The following is a 14251-nucleotide window of genomic DNA, read 5'->3' on the forward strand; positions in this document are numbered from 1 at the left end:
AACCGCAGGCATAGAAAACGCCTATGAACAAAACGCCGCAGGAGTGGCTGCGGCGCCCATCCATCGGCATCTGCATCGGTGTCACCAAGAACCGTCGCCAGCTTCGGCCCAAAATGGCCGCCGCAGCCTACATGCCCGCAAGCGCAGGCCTGATCAATCAGTCCGCGTCGCTGTCCGGCGCAGGCTCGCGCACGCCAGAGCCCTTGCCCTTGGCCTTGGCACGCGCGTCTTTCTTGGCCTGGCGCTTGGCGTCTTCGGCCAGGCCTGCAGCACGCCAGGCTTCAAACTCGGCAGGCGTTTCCAGCGTGATGCGGCCCAGGATGGCGGTGCGAAAGTCCGTCATCACAATCTCGGCCGTCTTTTGCAGGTTGACCTTGCCGCCACCCAGCATGGCGCCGCGCTTCTTGCCGATGGCTGCGAGCAGTTCCTCGTCGTGCATCGTGGCCACGGCACCCGCAGGCAGGCCCAGCTTGTAGCGGGACTCCAGCAAGGGGGCGTAGTGTTTTTGCAGGCGGCGCAGCAGCTCCAGCGCCACCATTTCCTCGTCGTAGGCATTGCGGCCCACGGCGCCGCTGGCGGCCAGGTTGTAGCCACTTTCGGGCACCACAATGCGCGGCCACAGCATGCCCGGCGTGTCCCACAGGTAGAAGTCGTCGGCCAGGGTGATGCGCTGCTCCAGCTTGGTGATGCCCGCCTCGTCGCCCGTCTTGGCATGGCGCTTGTTGGTCAAGGTGTTGATCAGCGTGGACTTGCCCACGTTGGGCACGCCGCAGATGAGCACCCGCATGGGCTTGGCCATGCCCCCGCGGTTGGGAGACAGCAGATGGCAGGCGTCGATGAGCTTGCGCGCAGGGGCGGGGTCAGACGCATCCAGCGGCACGGCGCGCGTGTCGCTCTGGGCGTTGTACCAGTCCACCCACAGCGCGGTGCGCTCGGGGTCGGCCACGTCCTGCTTGTTGAGCACCTTGAGCGTGGGCTTGTGGCCCGTGATCTCGGCCAGCAGCGGGTTGGCGCTGGAGCCGGGCAGGCGCGCGTCCAGCACCTCGATCACCACGTCAATGTCCTTGATGCGTTCGGTGATGGCTTTGCGGGTCAGGTGCATGTGACCGGGGAACCACTGGATGGCCATGCGGGGGTACTTTCTTCTTGATTCAACAGGTTCTGAGGGTGGCAAGGATAATCGCGGTCCCACTTGCACCACGCCACCGCGCTATTTGACCTCCATGCCAGCCCCTCTCGACAACTCGCGCAAAGCCAATGCCACCAAGGCCGACAAGGAGCTGCTGTTCAAGGGCGTGACCCTGGCCCTTATCGGCCTGGTCATCTTGCTGGCGCCCTATGTCGCCCGCTCCAGCAGCGTGCGCGACCTCATGACCCAGGCGGCGCTGGTGGGCTGGTTTGCGCTGGTGCTGGGCATAGCATTCGGCGTGCAGTACGGCCTGCGCCGCGCCAAGGCGGGGCGCCGCCAGCCGTGACCTTGCCGGAGTGGACGGCCCCGGCACCGGCGGTGGACGGCGCCACGGCGCAAGCCATGTTCGCGGCGCTGCAGCAACGCGCGGCCACTGCGGGCATCACGCTGCGCAACCCGCCGCCCGAGCCCACCACCTGCTGTGGGCGCGGCTGCAATGGCTGCGTGTGGGAAGGATTCCTGGACGCCGCCGAATACTGGCGGCAAGAGGCACTGCTGCAGCTGCAAGGCTGATTTTGAAGCCGTTTGGGCTGGTAGCGCCAGTGCGATATGCCCAGGCAGCTACCAAATTAATAGCAAACTCATGCCACTCGGCACGGTTGCACCCTCAGCCCAGCTGCTCCACCGCCATGTACTGCTCGCGCCATTCTTCAAACGGGAGCGTGTCTGCAGCTTCGATGGCCTTTTGCGCGGCAATCGACTCGTCGGCCATCGCCAGGTAGCGCGCCTGCTGCCCGGCCGTCCAGGGCAGGGCCAGCAGTGCGTCGCGGGCGGCGATGGACTGCTGCCGTGCAAAGGCTTCAAAGTGGTGCTGGTGCTCGCGCGCCATGCTGTCCAGCACGCGGGCCGATGGTGTGCGCTCGGGCGCAGCCATCAGTGCGCGGGCATCGCGCAGTGCAACGCTGTAGTCGTTGGTGCCGTGGGTGGCATCCAGCGCAGCGGCCAAGGGCTCGCAAGCGGCCAGCACTTCAGTGCCCCACTCGGTCAGCGGCACGCTCTGGCCGTTGCGCGACAGGCGCAGGCCGGGCTCGCGGCCCCGCTCGGCGGTGAGGTGCTGGTTCTGCTTGAGTTCGGCAATTTCTGCGGGCGTGTCGGGCGGGCTGTCGGACAGCAAGCAGTGCAGCAAAAAAACGTCGAGCAGGCGCATGGTGGGTGCGGTGATGCCCACGGGCACGAACGGGTCCAGGTCCATCAGGCGCACTTCGACGTATTCGACCCCGCGCTCGCGCAGGGCATGCAGCGGGCGCTCGCCCGTGCGCACCGTGCGCTTAGGGCGGATGGTGCCGTAGAACTCGTTTTCGATCTGCAGCAGGCTGGTGCCGAGCTGGTTGTAGTCACCGCCGGGGTTGCGCACGCCCACGGTTTCGTAGGCGGGGTATGGCTTGGTCAATGCCTCGTGCAGCGAGTTGGCGTAGCCCGTGAGACCGTTGTAGCTCACTGCCAGCGTGGCTTGCGCGTCGCTCTGGTAGCCCAGGCGGCCCATGCGCAGCGATGTGGCGTGGGGCAGGTACAGCGCGCTGCCGCCCTCCATGCGCTCCAGGCGGTGCTCGCGCCCCTCCACAAAACAGGGGCACAAGGCGGGTGAGGCGCCAAACAGGTACAGCAGCACAAACGCGTGGCGCCGGAAGTTGCGAATCAGCGCGAAATACTGCTCGCTGTCCACGCCCGGCAGCGACCAGTTGTAGTGAATGCCCGAAATGGTCTGCATGCGCCGGCCATAGCGGTGGCCCAGGCCCATGCGGTACACGCTCTTGGCGCGGCCCACGTTGGAGCTGCCGTAGCGGCCGATGGGAATGGTCTCGTCCGTGGGCAGGCCGCAGGGCATGCTGGAGGCCCACAGCAGCTCGCCGCCGCTGTCCTTCAGGGTGTGGTGCACGAACTGGTGCACCTCGGTCAGCTCATCCAGGCACTGCTGCACGCCCTTGTGGGCGCCAGTGATCAGCTCCAGCTGCGATTCGCTGTAGTCCGTGGTGATCAGGGGATGTGTGAGGGCCGAGCCCAACGCCAGCGGGTGGGGTGTGAGGGCCAGGCCGCCGGTGGGCAGCACGCGCAGCCCTTCCTTTTCGATGCCACGGCGAATCCCCCCCAGGGCGTCCGCCGGGTAGGCGGCCAGTCTCTCGTGCAGTTTGCTCATATGTTTATACCGATCCAACTTCTGTCGGCCCGGAACTTAGCACGTTGAGCGCTAGCCCGCCCAGAGGGGTGTCAAGCCCTTGCGGCCAAAGCGCGTCCAACCTCGTTGGTTCCCTGCGCTGCGCCACTTTGTGGTACTTGCTCGCCCGCCCGCTCCGTCACCTCGGCCAGGCGGGCGGCCAGTTGCTCGGGCACATCGGCGCCAATGCCCAGATGGATACCCTGCGTGAGGGTGATGTGGGCGGCTTCGAACGTGCCCGCACCGGCACACAGGACGGTGCGCGTGGGCGCGCTTTCGTGCGCCAGCACCAGCATGGCGGGCACCACGGCCTCAGGCTTCAAGGCGTCCAGCACTTCCTGGGGCATCAGGCCCTCGGTCATGCGCGTGGCGGCCGTGGGGGCCAGGGCGTTCACATGGATGTTGTACTTGGCGCCCTCGATGGCCAGGGTCTGCATCAGCCCCACCTGGGCCAGCTTGGCTGCGCCATAGTTGGCCTGGCCAAAGTTGCCATACAGGCCGGTGGACGAAGTGGTCATCACGATGCGGCCGTATTGCTGGGCCACCATGTGCGGCCACGCGGCCTTGCAGCAGTTGGCGGCGCCCATCAGGTGCACATCCACCACCAGGCGGAAGTCATCCATGCTCATCTTGGCGAACGACTTGTCGCGCAGGATGCCGGCGTTGTTGACCAGGATGTCCACCCGGCCCCAGGCGTCGATGGCCTGCTGCACCATGGCCTCGACCGCCGCAAAGTCGGTGACCGACGCGCCATTGGCCAGCGCCTCGCCGCCCGCAGCGCGAATCTCATCGACCACGGCCTGCGCCGCACCCACGGTACCGCCGCTGCCGTCCACCGCGCCGCCCAGGTCGTTGACCAGCACCTTGGCGCCGCGCTTGGCCAGCGCCAGAGCATGCTGGCGGCCCAGGCCGCCGCCCGCGCCCGTCACGATGGCCACGCGGCCTTGGAAATCAATACCCATGGTGAAGGTTCTCCTGTTGTCTTGGTCAATCAGTCAGTGGAATAAAAACCTCTGGCACCTGCCCGAATGGGCTGGCGCCGCGCGCTGCACTGTAAGCCACAGCGCGGCCCGTGCAGGTTGCACAGGCGACTGGCCCCTCCACTACCTCCCCCCGCGCTGGCCGAGCACCGCGCACGCCCACGCGGCACATTGGGAATAATGGGTGCCTGCGCCAGCCCCGGGGTAGCGGCCGGCGCAGCCCTCCTGCACTCATTTTTTGATAGCTATTGGCGCATGTAACACGGGCGCTATCGGCCATTTTTACCCAAGGATCTCCCATGAAAGCAATCTGGAACGGCGTGGTAGTTGCCGAGAGCGACGACACCGTGGTGGTGGAAGGCAATCACTACTTTCCCGAAAGCGCGCTGCACCGCGACTACTTCACGTTCAGCAACCACAAGACCACCTGCGCCTGGAAGGGCCAGGCCAGCTACCTGTCGCTGCTGGTCAACGGCGAGATGAACACCGACGCTGCGTGGTTCTATGCCGACCCCAAGCCCGAGGCCGCCGAGATCAAGGGCCGCGTCGCGTTCTGGAAGGGTGTGAAGGTCACGGCCTGAAGCGGCCTGCCAGCACCCTGCGCAGGTTATCCCTGCGCGCACTGGACAATCGTGTGGATAAGTTTTGGCAAGTCCTGTATGACAACGCCAAGTGCTTGATTTGCAAGGAAATGCACTGCATTGCCTTATTTTTAGGCAACCCGGTAAATCATGGCATGGGTTATCCCGGCGCACACTGGACAATGGTGTGGATAACCTTGGACAAGCCTTGTATGGCACGTTTAAGTGGTTGATTTGCAAGGAATATCCTTGCATCGCTCAAAAAACAGGCAATTGCAGAACCTCCTTTGCCACGTGCGGCCGATGCCCCTTCACAGGCATCCAACCCCCCGGTTATCCCTGCCCGCACTGGACAATCTTGTGGATAACTGTGAACAAGCCTTGTATGACAGTCTTAAGTCATTGATTTACAAGGCAACTTCTTGTGCCGCTGAAAAAACAGGCAGCACAGATGGGTAAATCGTCTGCGGTACAGTGCACGTCGGCTCTTGGTTGGCCGCTCTTTATTTCATAGCTGCCAGCGCATGATCCACTTGCGCTAGCGGCCAAAAACACTCCATCTACCAGTGTCCACCACGTACCTTCAGCACAGTCCCGCCGCAGAGCGCAACCAGGGACCCATCCTGGCGCAGCTGCTGGCGTTGCTGCCCAACACCGGCGCCGCGTTGGAGATTGCCAGTGGCACCGGCCAGCATGCCGCGCACTTTGCAGCCGCCCTGCCCGGCTGGACCTGGCAGCCCACCGACCTGCAGGACACCCATTTCGCCTCCATCACCGGCTGGGCCGCGCAGGCCGGTGCCCGCAACGTGCAGGCGCCCCGGCGGCTGGACGTGCTGCACGACCAGTGGCCCAGCGACGGCCCGGCATTCGGCGCCGCGTCGTTCGACGTGGTCTATTGCGCCAACATGCTGCACATCGCCCCCTGGGCCTGCTGCACCGGGCTGATGCAGGGCGCCGCCCGCCACCTGGCGCCTGACGGCCACCTGGTCACCTACGGCCCCTACCTGGAAGACGGCGTGCCCACTGCCCCCGGCAACCTGGCCTTTGACGCCAGCCTGCGCGCGCAGGACACCGCCTGGGGCATCCGCCGCATCGAAGACGTGATGGCGGTGGCCGCCCAGGCCGACCTGCAACTGGCAGCGCGGCACGCGATGCCCGCCAACAACCTGCTGCTGGTGTGGACCCACGCCGCCCACCAACCCTGAAGAGACACGTCCATGACGACACCCACCGCCGCTCCCTTCTTCATCGCCAAGGTCGAGCCCGATGGCACCCAGTGCGACGCCTGGCCCGAGCAGCCGCTGCTGCTGTCCATGGAGCAAGGCGGCATCGATTGGCCCAGCTCCTGCCGCAACGGCACCTGCCGCACCTGCCTGGGCCAGCTGGTCGAAGGCACGGTGCGCTACGCCATCGAATGGCCAGGCCTCACGGCGGAAGAAAAGGAAGAAGGTTGCGTGTTGCCCTGCGTGGCCTACCCCACGTCGGACGTGGTGCTGCAGGGCAGCGCCATCTGATCTGCGTCAGGCACCGCGCCATTCAAACACCAAGCAGGCCCCGGTGCACTAAAATCCAGGGCTTTGGGGGCACGATGCCCCTTTGACGTGCGGCAGCGCCGCATCGCATGTTCTTTGGGGCGGTTTCTTGGAGGCACCACAGTTGCCTTCGGCCACGGGGACCTGTGCTGCAGCACACCGCCAGCTGGCAACCGCCAGAGGCTCCACAGAAAGCCCCGACCTTCCATGAACACCCCCCTCACCCCCGTGCCGATCTCGCCCGTCGAGGACATCGTGGCCGAGATGCGCGCCGGGCGCATCGTCATCCTGGTGGATGAAGAAGACCGCGAAAACGAAGGCGACCTCGTCCTGGCCGCCGACCATGTCACGCCCGAGGCCATCAACTTCATGGCCCGCTTCGGCCGGGGCCTGATCTGCCTGACATTGAGCCGCGACCGCTGCGAGTTCCTCAAGCTGCCGCCCATGGCAGCGCGCAACGGCACGGTGTACAGCACGGCGTTCACCGTCTCCATCGAAGCCGCCGAGGGCGTGACCACCGGCATCTCGGCCGCCGACCGCGCCCGCACCGTGCAGGTGGCGGTGGACCGCAACAGCCAGCCCAGCGACCTGGTGCAGCCCGGCCACATCTTCCCGCTGCAGGCAGTGGACGGCGGCGTGCTGATGCGCGCAGGCCATACCGAAGCCGGTTGCGACCTGGCCGCCATGGCGGGCTGTAGCCCCGCATCGGTGATCTGCGAGATCATGAAGGACGACGGCACCATGGCCCGCCTGCCCGATCTGCAGCTGTTCGCGGCCGAGCATGGCCTCAAGATCGGCACCATCGCGGACCTCATCGAATACCGCAGCCGCAACGAGTCGCTGGTCGAAAAGGTCGGCACGCGCACACTGCAGACGGCGTATGGCGAGTTCACCGCCCACGCCTTCCGCGACAAGCCCAGCCAGGCCGTGCACCTGGCACTGGTCAAGGGCCAATGGAGCGCCGACGACGTGGTGCCGGTGCGTGTGCACGAGCCGCTGTCGGTGTTCGATGCGCTCGAAGTCAACCGCTCCATGCACTCCTGGGGCCTGGACACCAGCCTGCAATACCTGGCCAAACAAGGCAAGGGCGTGGCCGTGCTGCTCAATTGTGGCGAAAGCGCCTCCCAGCTGCTGGCGCAGTTTGAAGGCACCGCCCGCTCCGCCCAGGCGCCCGAGCGCGGCCGCATGGATCTGCGTACCTACGGCGTGGGCGCGCAGATCCTGCGCGAATGCGGCGTGCACAAGATGGCCCTGATGGGCCAGCCGCGCCGCATGCCCAGCATGACAGGCTACGGCCTCGAAATCACCGGCTTCATCCCCAAAGAATAAAGACAGGAACAGGATCACTATGTTTGGCGCAGACAAAGGCACCGCAGACAAACTGGACGGCAAGAAGCTGCACATCGGCATCGTGCAGGCCCGTTTCAACGAGAGCATCACCAACACCCTGGCTGCTGCCTGCCGCGCAGAGCTGCTGGCCCTGGGCGTGCAGGAAAAGCACATCAAGCATGTGCTGGTGCCCGGCGCGCTCGAAGTGCCCGTGGCCCTGCAGGCCATGGCCGAGAGCGACGAGTACGACGCGCTGATCGCACTGGGCTGCATCATCCGCGGCGAGACCTACCACTTCGAGCTGGTGGCCAACGAATCCGGCGCGGGCGTGACGCGCCTGTCGCTGGACTACCAGATCCCGATTGCCAACGCCATCATCACCACCGAGAACATGGAACAGGCCATCGCCCGCCAGACCGACAAGGGCGTGGACGCAGCCCGCGTGGCGGTGGAAATGGCCAACCTGCTGGACGAACTGTCATGAGCGAAAACACCCCTACGCCATCGTCGGCACGTCCGCCAAAGCAAACCCGCACCGGCCTCAAAAGCACGGGCACCCGCAAGGCCGCCTCCAAGTCCAACCGTAGCCGTGCACGCGAATTCGCACTGCAGGCGCTGTATCAGCACCTGGTGGGCGGCAACGACGCTACTGCCATCGATGCGTTCACGCGCGACCTGGCAGGCTTCCACAAGGCTGACTCGGCGCACTACGACGCGCTGCTGCATGGCTGCATCGAGCATGCCGCCAGCATGGACGCATTGATCACCCCGTTGCTGGACCGCAAGATGGCCGAGATCTCGCCCATCGAACACGCCACCATGTGGATCGGCGTGTACGAGTTCCAGAACTGCCTGGATGTGCCCTGGCGCGTGGTGCTCAACGAATGCATCGAACTCGCCAAGGAATTTGGCGGCACGGACGGCCACAAGTACGTGAACGCCGTGCTCAACGGCCTGGCCCCCCAACTGCGCGCCGTGGAAGTGGCGGCCGACAAGGCCGCAGGCGCGGGCGCTGCCTGACCCTGCCACCGCCCCGCTGCCGCCCTGCCCGTTGAACCGGGGCGGCTTGGTTTCTTTTCTTTCTACGCCCTCACGCCACCACGTCCGCAAGGGGCCCGGTCGGGGCAGGATGCCATTCCATGAAGTTTTCCACGCGCGCCGAGCGCATTGAACCGTTCTATGTGATGGAGGTCGCCAAGGCCGCGCAGGCCCTGGCCCGCGAGGTGGCGGGCACGCGCGAACCGATGATCTTCTTGAACATCGGCGAGCCCGACTTCACCGCCCCGCCCCTGGTGCAGGAAGCCGCAGCCCGCGCCGTGCACAACGGAGCCACGCAGTACACCAACGCGCTGGGGCTGGATGCGCTGCGCGAGCGCATCAGCGGCTGGTACCAGAGCCGCTTTGGCGTCAACGTGCCTGCGCGCCGCATTGTGGTCACCGCCGGTGCATCGGCCGCGCTGCAGTTGGCGTGCCTGGCCCTCATCGAGTCGGGCGACGAAATTTTGATGCCCGACCCGAGCTACCCCTGCAACCGCCACTTTGTGAGCGCCGCAGAAGGCAAGGCCGTGCTGCTGCCCACCACGGCGGCAGAGCGCTACCAGCTGAGTGCCGACAAGGTGCGTGCGGCATGGAATGAAAAAACGCGCGGCGTGCTGCTGGCCTCGCCGTCCAACCCCACCGGCACCTCGATAGCGCCCGACGAGCTGCGCCGCATCCATGACGTGGTGCGGTCGCACGACGGCATCACGATGATCGACGAGATCTACCTGGGCCTGTCGTACGAGGAAGAGTTTGGCCACACCGCACTCGCCATCGACGACAACATCATCAGCATCAACAGCTTCAGCAAATACTTCAACATGACCGGCTGGCGCCTTGGCTGGATGGTGGTGCCCGAGGCCATGGTGCCGGTGGTCGAGCGCCTGGCGCAGAACCTGTTCATCTGCGCCAGCACCGTGTCGCAGCATGCAGCGCTGGCCTGCTTCGAGGCCGAGAGCATTACCGAATACGAACGCCGCCGTGCCGAGTTCAAGGCGCGGCGCGACTTCTTCATCCCCGCGCTGCAGTCGCTGGGTCTGAATGTGCCCGTGATGCCTGATGGCGCCTTCTATGCCTGGGCCGACTGCACGCAGGCCGCGCGGCACCTGGGCGTGACCGGTAGCTGGGACTTTGCGTTTGAGCTCATGCGCCGCGCGCACATTGCCGTGACACCGGGGCGCGACTTTGGCACGGCCGAGCCCGAGCGGTTTATCCGCTTCTCGACCGCCAACTCCATGGCGCAACTGCAGGAGTCCGTGGAGCGGCTGCGCAAGCTGCTCGGATGACCAAGGCGAGCGACCCCACGATGGCGTTTGAATTTCCGATCCGGATTTACTGGGAAGACACCGATGCCGGTGGCATCGTGTTCTACGCCAACTACCTCAAGTTCTTCGAGCGCGCGCGCACCGAGTGGCTGCGCTCGTTGGGTGTGGGCCAACAGCAGTTGCGGGAACAAACCGGCGGCATGTTTGTCGTAACCGACGCGCAGCTGCGCTACCACCGCCCCGCACGGCTGGACGATGAACTGATTGTTACCGCCGCCCTGCAAAGCAGTGGCCGCGCATCGTTGACAATAGTGCAGCAGGCGCTCCTGAAACCAGAGCAGATGACCGACCAGCCCCCGACCTTGCTGACCGAAGGCACCATCCGCATCGGATGGGTGGATGCCGCCACCCTGCGCCCCGCCAGAATTCCAAGCACCCTCCTGGAACAACTCACACCATGAATTCCCAAAACATGTCCATCATCTCCCTGGTGCTGCACGCCAGCTGGGTGGTGCAACTCGTGATGCTGCTGCTGCTGGGCGTGTCGGTGGCCAGCTGGGCCGCCATCTTCCGCAAGCTGTTTGCCTTGAAGCGCGTGAAGACACTGAACGAGGATTTCGAGCGCGAGTTCTGGTCGGGCACCAGCCTGAACGACCTGTACGCCGCTGCCGCCCAGAACGCCAAGCAGGCAGGCCCCATGGAACGCATTTTTGCCAGCGGCATGCGTGAGTACCAGAAACTGCGCGAGCGCCGCATCACCGACCCGGGCACCTTGCTGGACGGCGCGCGCCGCGCCATGCGTGCGAGCTTCCAGCGTGAGATGGATGTGGTCGAGTCCAGCCTTTCCTTCCTGGCATCGGTCGGCTCCGTATCGCCGTATGTGGGCCTGTTCGGCACCGTGTGGGGCATCATGCACGCCTTCACCGGCTTTGCGGGCATGGAACAGGTCACGCTCGCTACCGTGGCCCCAGGCATCGCCGAGGCGCTGGTCGCCACCGCTATCGGCCTGTTCTCGGCCATCCCGGCCGTGATCGCCTACAACCGCTTTGCGCGCGACATCGACCGCGTGGCCACGCACCAGGAGACCTTCATCGAAGAGTTCTCCAACATCCTGCAGCGCAACCTGGGCGCCCAGCCCGCGTCCACAGGCCACACGGCCTCGGGCCACTGATCCGGGAGGCACCCCATGCCCGCCATGGCATCCCGCGGCCGAGGCCGCCGCACCATCAACGAGATCAACATGGTCCCGTTCATTGACGTCATGCTGGTGCTGCTCATCATCTTCATGGTGACGGCGCCCATGCTCACACCCGGCGTGGTCGATGTGCCCAGCGTGGGCAAGAGCAAGAACATGCCCAAGGTGGTGGCCCAGGTCATCGTCAACAAGGACGGCACGCTGCAGTTCAAGACCCCCGAAGCCACGCGCAGCCTGAACCAGCGGGAGATTGGCGATGCAGCCAGCCGCTGGCAAAAGGGCCAGGGGCCCGAGAGCGCCGTGGTCATCAGCGCCGACAAGGGCGTGCAGTACGAAACCGTGGTGAAGGCGATGGACGCCCTGCAAAAGGCAGGCGTCCAACGCGTAGGCCTGTCGGTCAAGCAAGGCGGTTGAACCGAACCCGCCCGGCACCGCTCAGACGCCCATGCACGCCCACACCGACCGCGACCAGTTTGCCCCGCCCCGTCCACCGGCGCGCCTGCGCGCCATCACGCTGGCGGTGCTGGTGCATGCAGTGCTGATCGGCGCGTTGACCTGGGGTGTGAACTGGAAGAACACGGCCGACCAGCCCGCCGTAGAAGCTGAGTTGTGGGCCGCCGTGCCCACCCAGGCTGCGCCGCGCGCTGTGGAGCCCCCACCGCCCCCGCCACCACCGCCTGTGCAGCAGGTCACCCCTCCCCCGCCCCCTGCCCCCCCCGTGCGTGCGGCCGAGCCGCCCGACACACGGGAGGCGGACATCGCCATCGAGCGCGAGAAGAAGCGCCTGGAGCAGGAAAAGAAAGCCCGCGAGCAACAGCAGCTGCGCGAAAAGCGCGAGCGTGAGCGCAAGGAAGAAGAACGCCGCGACCGCCTGGAGCAGGAGAAAAAAGAGCGCCTGCAAAAAGAACGCGACAAAGAAAAGGAACAGCGCGAAAAGCAGCTGGCCGAACAGAAAAAGGCCGAGCAGGACAAGCAGAAGAAGCTGGCGGAAGACAAGCGACGAAAGGCCGAGGAAGCTGCACGCGAAGCCAAGGAAGCAGATGCCCGCCACCAAGCAAATATCCGGCGTATGCAGGGCTTAGCTAATGCTACTGGTGGTGAAACGGCCACTGGGACAGCCCTAAACAGTTCGGGACCGTCTGCCAGCTACGGCGGTCGGGTTGCTGCGGCGGTCAAGCCGAACATCGTCTTCACGGAAAATGTTGCAGGCAATCCTTCAGCTGAAGTGGAAGTTCGCGCAGCCCCTGACGGTACGATAACTTCCCGGCGCTTGTTGAAATCCAGCGGAGTAAGAGCCTGGGATGAAGCTGTTCTACGTGCCCTAGACAAGACAGAGCGCCTACCAAAGGACACGGATGGTCGGGTACCACCCCAATTCCCTATGGTCTTCCGGCCCAAGGACTAAGCTCCATAAAAATAAAGCGCCCGGCAAAACCGGGCGCTTTTTTTGGTCTTTTACGCCTGTAGCGCTAGTGGAACATGCGCCGCAAGCTATACATTCAATAGCCAACCACCGTTGTGCATCAGCGGTCGCGCCGCTCCATGCGGCGGTTCAGGTTCAGCGCGCCCAGCGTGCAGGCCACACCCGACAGCAGGTACACCGTCACTGCCAGCAGACCGAACTGCGACGACAGATACAGGGCCACCAGCGGTGCGAAGGCTGCACCAATGATCCAGGCCAGGTCGGCCGACAGGGCGGCGCCGGTGTAGCGGTACTGGGGCGAGAAATTGGCCGTGACGGTGCCCGATGCCTGGCCGTACGACAGGCCGAGCAGCACAAAGCCCAGCAGCAGGAACATGGTGCTCCCCACCTCGCCGGTGTTGAGCAACACCGGCGCCATGAAGCTGAACACGCCAATCAGCACGGCCATGCCGCCAAGCAGCTTGCGGCGGCCCAGGTGGTCCGACAGCCAGCCCGACACCATGATGGCGCCCGCCGCGAGGAATGCGCCGACGATCTGCACGCCCAGGATCTGGGTGACAGGCTGGTCGGAGTACAGCGTGATCCACGACAGCGGGAAAACCGTGACGAGGTGGAACAGTGCGAAGCTGGCCAGCGCCGCAAAGGCGCCCAACAACACGTTGCTGCCTTCATCACGCATGACGCGGCTCACCGGCACGGGCTGCAACTCGCGGTCCTTGAGCAGTTCGGAGTACGACTGCCCAACCACCAGACGCAGGCGGGCAAACAGGGCCACCACGTTCACGGCAAAGGCCACAAAAAACGGATAACGCCAGCCCCAGGCCAGAAACTCTTGCACCGTGAGGCTGCTGTACAGGTAGGCAAACAGGCCCGCAGCCAGCACAAAGCCCAGCGGCGCGCCCAGCTGGCCGATCATGGCGTACCAGCCCCGGCGCTCTTTGGGGGCCGACATGGCCAACAGCGACGGCAAGCCGTCCCACGAACCGCCCAGCGCCAGGCCCTGGCCCACACGCAGGATCAGCAACGCCACGATGGCTGTAGTGCCCACATCCTTGTAGCCAGGCAAAAAGGCCATGCCCACCGTGCAGACGCCCAGCACGAACAGCGCAATGGTCAGCTTGGTGCCCCGCCCCCAGCGCCGCTGGATGGCCATGGAGATGGCGGTACCCACAGGGCGGACAACGAAGGCAACGGCCAGCAACGCAAAGGCCATCAGCGTGCCGTCCAGGCGCGACAGGAAGGGAAACAGGAAGGACGGGAAGACAAGAACGCAGGCGATCCCGAAAACGAAGAAGTCGAAATACTCGGACGAGCGTCCGATGATCACGCCCACAGCGATTTCGCTGGGGGTGACGTCTTCATGCGTATCAGCCCGCGAGAGAGAGGCGGCGCTTTCGTGAAAACCGGCCGCAGGGTAAGTGGCAGTGGCGGGGCTGCTCATGAACATGGCTCCTTGACGTTGTGTAGCTAACTCAGACCGTTCCGTTCTACACGCAACTTCTGTGGGCCACAAGTGCGGTTTCACTATGCCGGCTGCAGGAAATGTCCTTCAACGCTCCAATTGCAC

The 14251-nt window shown here is 65.0% G+C and carries 17 protein-coding genes; 13 read left to right on the forward strand and 4 right to left on the reverse strand.

What is annotated here, in order from left to right:
* Window positions 1-157: 157 nt before the first annotated feature.
* The gene (ylqF, locus tag ASC83_RS16565; RefSeq protein ID WP_056064815.1) at window positions 158-1129 is read right to left on the reverse strand and encodes a ribosome biogenesis GTPase YlqF; all 972 of its coding nucleotides are present in this window, start codon (window positions 1127-1129) and stop codon (window positions 158-160) included.
* A 94-nt stretch (window positions 1130-1223) separates the two neighbouring features.
* On the opposite strand from ylqF, the gene ASC83_RS16570 reads away from it, so the two are divergent.
* Both ASC83_RS16570 and ASC83_RS16575 read left to right on the forward strand, forming a co-directional pair.
* The gene (locus ASC83_RS16570; protein ID WP_056064818.1) at window positions 1224-1475 is read left to right on the forward strand and encodes a hypothetical protein; all 252 of its coding nucleotides are present in this window, start codon (window positions 1224-1226) and stop codon (window positions 1473-1475) included.
* A 56-nt stretch (window positions 1476-1531) separates the two neighbouring features.
* Entirely contained in the window at window positions 1532-1702 is a 171-nt protein-coding gene (locus tag ASC83_RS16575; RefSeq protein WP_056065177.1) for an oxidoreductase-like domain-containing protein, read from the forward strand.
* A gap of 94 nt (window positions 1703-1796) precedes the next feature.
* Here the strand turns inward: ASC83_RS16575 and gshA are convergent, their stop codons facing one another.
* On the reverse strand, window positions 1797-3323 hold the full coding sequence (gene gshA / locus ASC83_RS16580; protein ID WP_056064821.1) for a glutamate--cysteine ligase: 1527 nt from the start codon (window positions 3321-3323) through the stop codon (window positions 1797-1799).
* A gap of 71 nt (window positions 3324-3394) precedes the next feature.
* Complete coding sequence (locus ASC83_RS16585) at window positions 3395-4303, reverse strand: SDR family oxidoreductase (protein WP_056064824.1); 909 nt, start codon at window positions 4301-4303, stop codon at window positions 3395-3397.
* A gap of 317 nt (window positions 4304-4620) precedes the next feature.
* Here ASC83_RS16585 and ASC83_RS16590 point away from each other — a divergent pair, with 317 nt between their 5' ends.
* The 11 genes from ASC83_RS16590 (at window position 4621) to tolA (ending at window position 12666) form a co-directional block, all read left to right on the forward strand.
* Window positions 4621-4902 carry a DUF427 domain-containing protein gene (locus ASC83_RS16590; protein WP_056064826.1) on the forward strand — a complete coding sequence of 94 codons (282 nt, stop codon included), beginning with the start codon at window positions 4621-4623 and terminating at the stop codon, window positions 4900-4902.
* A gap of 566 nt (window positions 4903-5468) precedes the next feature.
* A complete protein-coding gene (locus tag ASC83_RS16595; protein ID WP_056064829.1) occupies window positions 5469-6107 on the forward strand; it encodes a DUF938 domain-containing protein in 639 nt (212 codons plus the stop codon).
* A 12-nt stretch (window positions 6108-6119) separates the two neighbouring features.
* Window positions 6120-6416 (forward strand): 2Fe-2S iron-sulfur cluster-binding protein, encoded by a 297-nt coding sequence (locus tag ASC83_RS16600; protein ID WP_056064834.1) that lies wholly within the window; start codon window positions 6120-6122, stop codon window positions 6414-6416.
* Window positions 6417-6641: 225 nt separating this feature from the next.
* The gene (ribBA, locus tag ASC83_RS16605) at window positions 6642-7763 is read left to right on the forward strand and encodes a bifunctional 3,4-dihydroxy-2-butanone-4-phosphate synthase/GTP cyclohydrolase II (RefSeq protein WP_056064837.1); all 1122 of its coding nucleotides are present in this window, start codon (window positions 6642-6644) and stop codon (window positions 7761-7763) included.
* A gap of 19 nt (window positions 7764-7782) precedes the next feature.
* Window positions 7783-8247, forward strand: coding sequence for a 6,7-dimethyl-8-ribityllumazine synthase (gene ribH, locus ASC83_RS16610; RefSeq protein WP_056064840.1), 465 nt, complete (start codon window positions 7783-7785; stop codon window positions 8245-8247).
* Window positions 8244-8783, forward strand: a complete 540-nt coding sequence (gene nusB, locus ASC83_RS16615; RefSeq protein ID WP_056064843.1) for a transcription antitermination factor NusB — start codon at window positions 8244-8246, stop codon at window positions 8781-8783. Before ribH ends, nusB begins: the two co-directional genes overlap by 4 nt.
* 119 nt (window positions 8784-8902) lie before the next feature.
* Window positions 8903-10087: a pyridoxal phosphate-dependent aminotransferase gene (locus ASC83_RS16620; protein WP_056064845.1), complete on the forward strand. Its 1185-nt coding sequence runs from the start codon at window positions 8903-8905 to the stop codon at window positions 10085-10087.
* A gap of 20 nt (window positions 10088-10107) precedes the next feature.
* Complete coding sequence (ybgC, locus tag ASC83_RS16625) at window positions 10108-10527, forward strand: tol-pal system-associated acyl-CoA thioesterase (RefSeq protein WP_056065182.1); 420 nt, start codon at window positions 10108-10110, stop codon at window positions 10525-10527.
* Entirely contained in the window at window positions 10524-11237 is a 714-nt protein-coding gene (gene tolQ, locus ASC83_RS16630; RefSeq protein ID WP_015015035.1) for a protein TolQ, read from the forward strand. The genes ybgC and tolQ overlap by 4 nt, the downstream gene beginning before the upstream one ends.
* A gap of 15 nt (window positions 11238-11252) precedes the next feature.
* Entirely contained in the window at window positions 11253-11675 is a 423-nt protein-coding gene (locus tag ASC83_RS16635; RefSeq protein ID WP_056064849.1) for an ExbD/TolR family protein, read from the forward strand.
* 31 nt (window positions 11676-11706) lie between these two features.
* Window positions 11707-12666: a cell envelope integrity protein TolA gene (gene tolA, locus ASC83_RS16640; protein WP_056064853.1), complete on the forward strand. Its 960-nt coding sequence runs from the start codon at window positions 11707-11709 to the stop codon at window positions 12664-12666.
* A gap of 118 nt (window positions 12667-12784) precedes the next feature.
* Here tolA and ASC83_RS16645 read toward each other — a convergent pair whose 3' ends face one another.
* Window positions 12785-14125, reverse strand: coding sequence for an MFS transporter (locus ASC83_RS16645; protein WP_056065185.1), 1341 nt, complete (start codon window positions 14123-14125; stop codon window positions 12785-12787).
* Window positions 14126-14251 lie beyond the last annotated feature (126 nt).

It is taken from the genome of Acidovorax sp. Root402 (assembly GCF_001425125.1).
In the GTDB taxonomy this organism is placed as follows: Bacteria; Pseudomonadota; Gammaproteobacteria; order Burkholderiales; family Burkholderiaceae_C; genus Acidovorax; species Acidovorax delafieldii.

Coding starts and splice junctions, on each gene's coding strand:
- ylqF (WP_056064815.1), bottom strand. CDS start 1,129: ATGGCCATCCAGTGGTTCCCCGGTCACATGCACCTGACCCGCAAAGCC.
- ASC83_RS16570 (WP_056064818.1), top strand. CDS start 1,224: ATGCCAGCCCCTCTCGACAACTCGCGCAAAGCCAATGCCACCAAGGCC.
- ASC83_RS16575 (WP_056065177.1), top strand. CDS start 1,532: ATGTTCGCGGCGCTGCAGCAACGCGCGGCCACTGCGGGCATCACGCTG.
- gshA (WP_056064821.1), bottom strand. CDS start 3,323: ATGAGCAAACTGCACGAGAGACTGGCCGCCTACCCGGCGGACGCCCTG.
- ASC83_RS16585 (WP_056064824.1), bottom strand. CDS start 4,303: ATGGGTATTGATTTCCAAGGCCGCGTGGCCATCGTGACGGGCGCGGGC.
- ASC83_RS16590 (WP_056064826.1), top strand. CDS start 4,621: ATGAAAGCAATCTGGAACGGCGTGGTAGTTGCCGAGAGCGACGACACC.
- ASC83_RS16600 (WP_056064834.1), top strand. CDS start 6,120: ATGACGACACCCACCGCCGCTCCCTTCTTCATCGCCAAGGTCGAGCCC.
- ribBA (WP_056064837.1), top strand. CDS start 6,642: ATGAACACCCCCCTCACCCCCGTGCCGATCTCGCCCGTCGAGGACATC.
- ribH (WP_056064840.1), top strand. CDS start 7,783: ATGTTTGGCGCAGACAAAGGCACCGCAGACAAACTGGACGGCAAGAAG.
- nusB (WP_056064843.1), top strand. CDS start 8,244: ATGAGCGAAAACACCCCTACGCCATCGTCGGCACGTCCGCCAAAGCAA.
- ASC83_RS16620 (WP_056064845.1), top strand. CDS start 8,903: ATGAAGTTTTCCACGCGCGCCGAGCGCATTGAACCGTTCTATGTGATG.
- ybgC (WP_056065182.1), top strand. CDS start 10,108: ATGGCGTTTGAATTTCCGATCCGGATTTACTGGGAAGACACCGATGCC.
- tolQ (WP_015015035.1), top strand. CDS start 10,524: ATGAATTCCCAAAACATGTCCATCATCTCCCTGGTGCTGCACGCCAGC.
- ASC83_RS16635 (WP_056064849.1), top strand. CDS start 11,253: ATGCCCGCCATGGCATCCCGCGGCCGAGGCCGCCGCACCATCAACGAG.
- tolA (WP_056064853.1), top strand. CDS start 11,707: ATGCACGCCCACACCGACCGCGACCAGTTTGCCCCGCCCCGTCCACCG.
- ASC83_RS16645 (WP_056065185.1), bottom strand. CDS start 14,125: ATGAGCAGCCCCGCCACTGCCACTTACCCTGCGGCCGGTTTTCACGAA.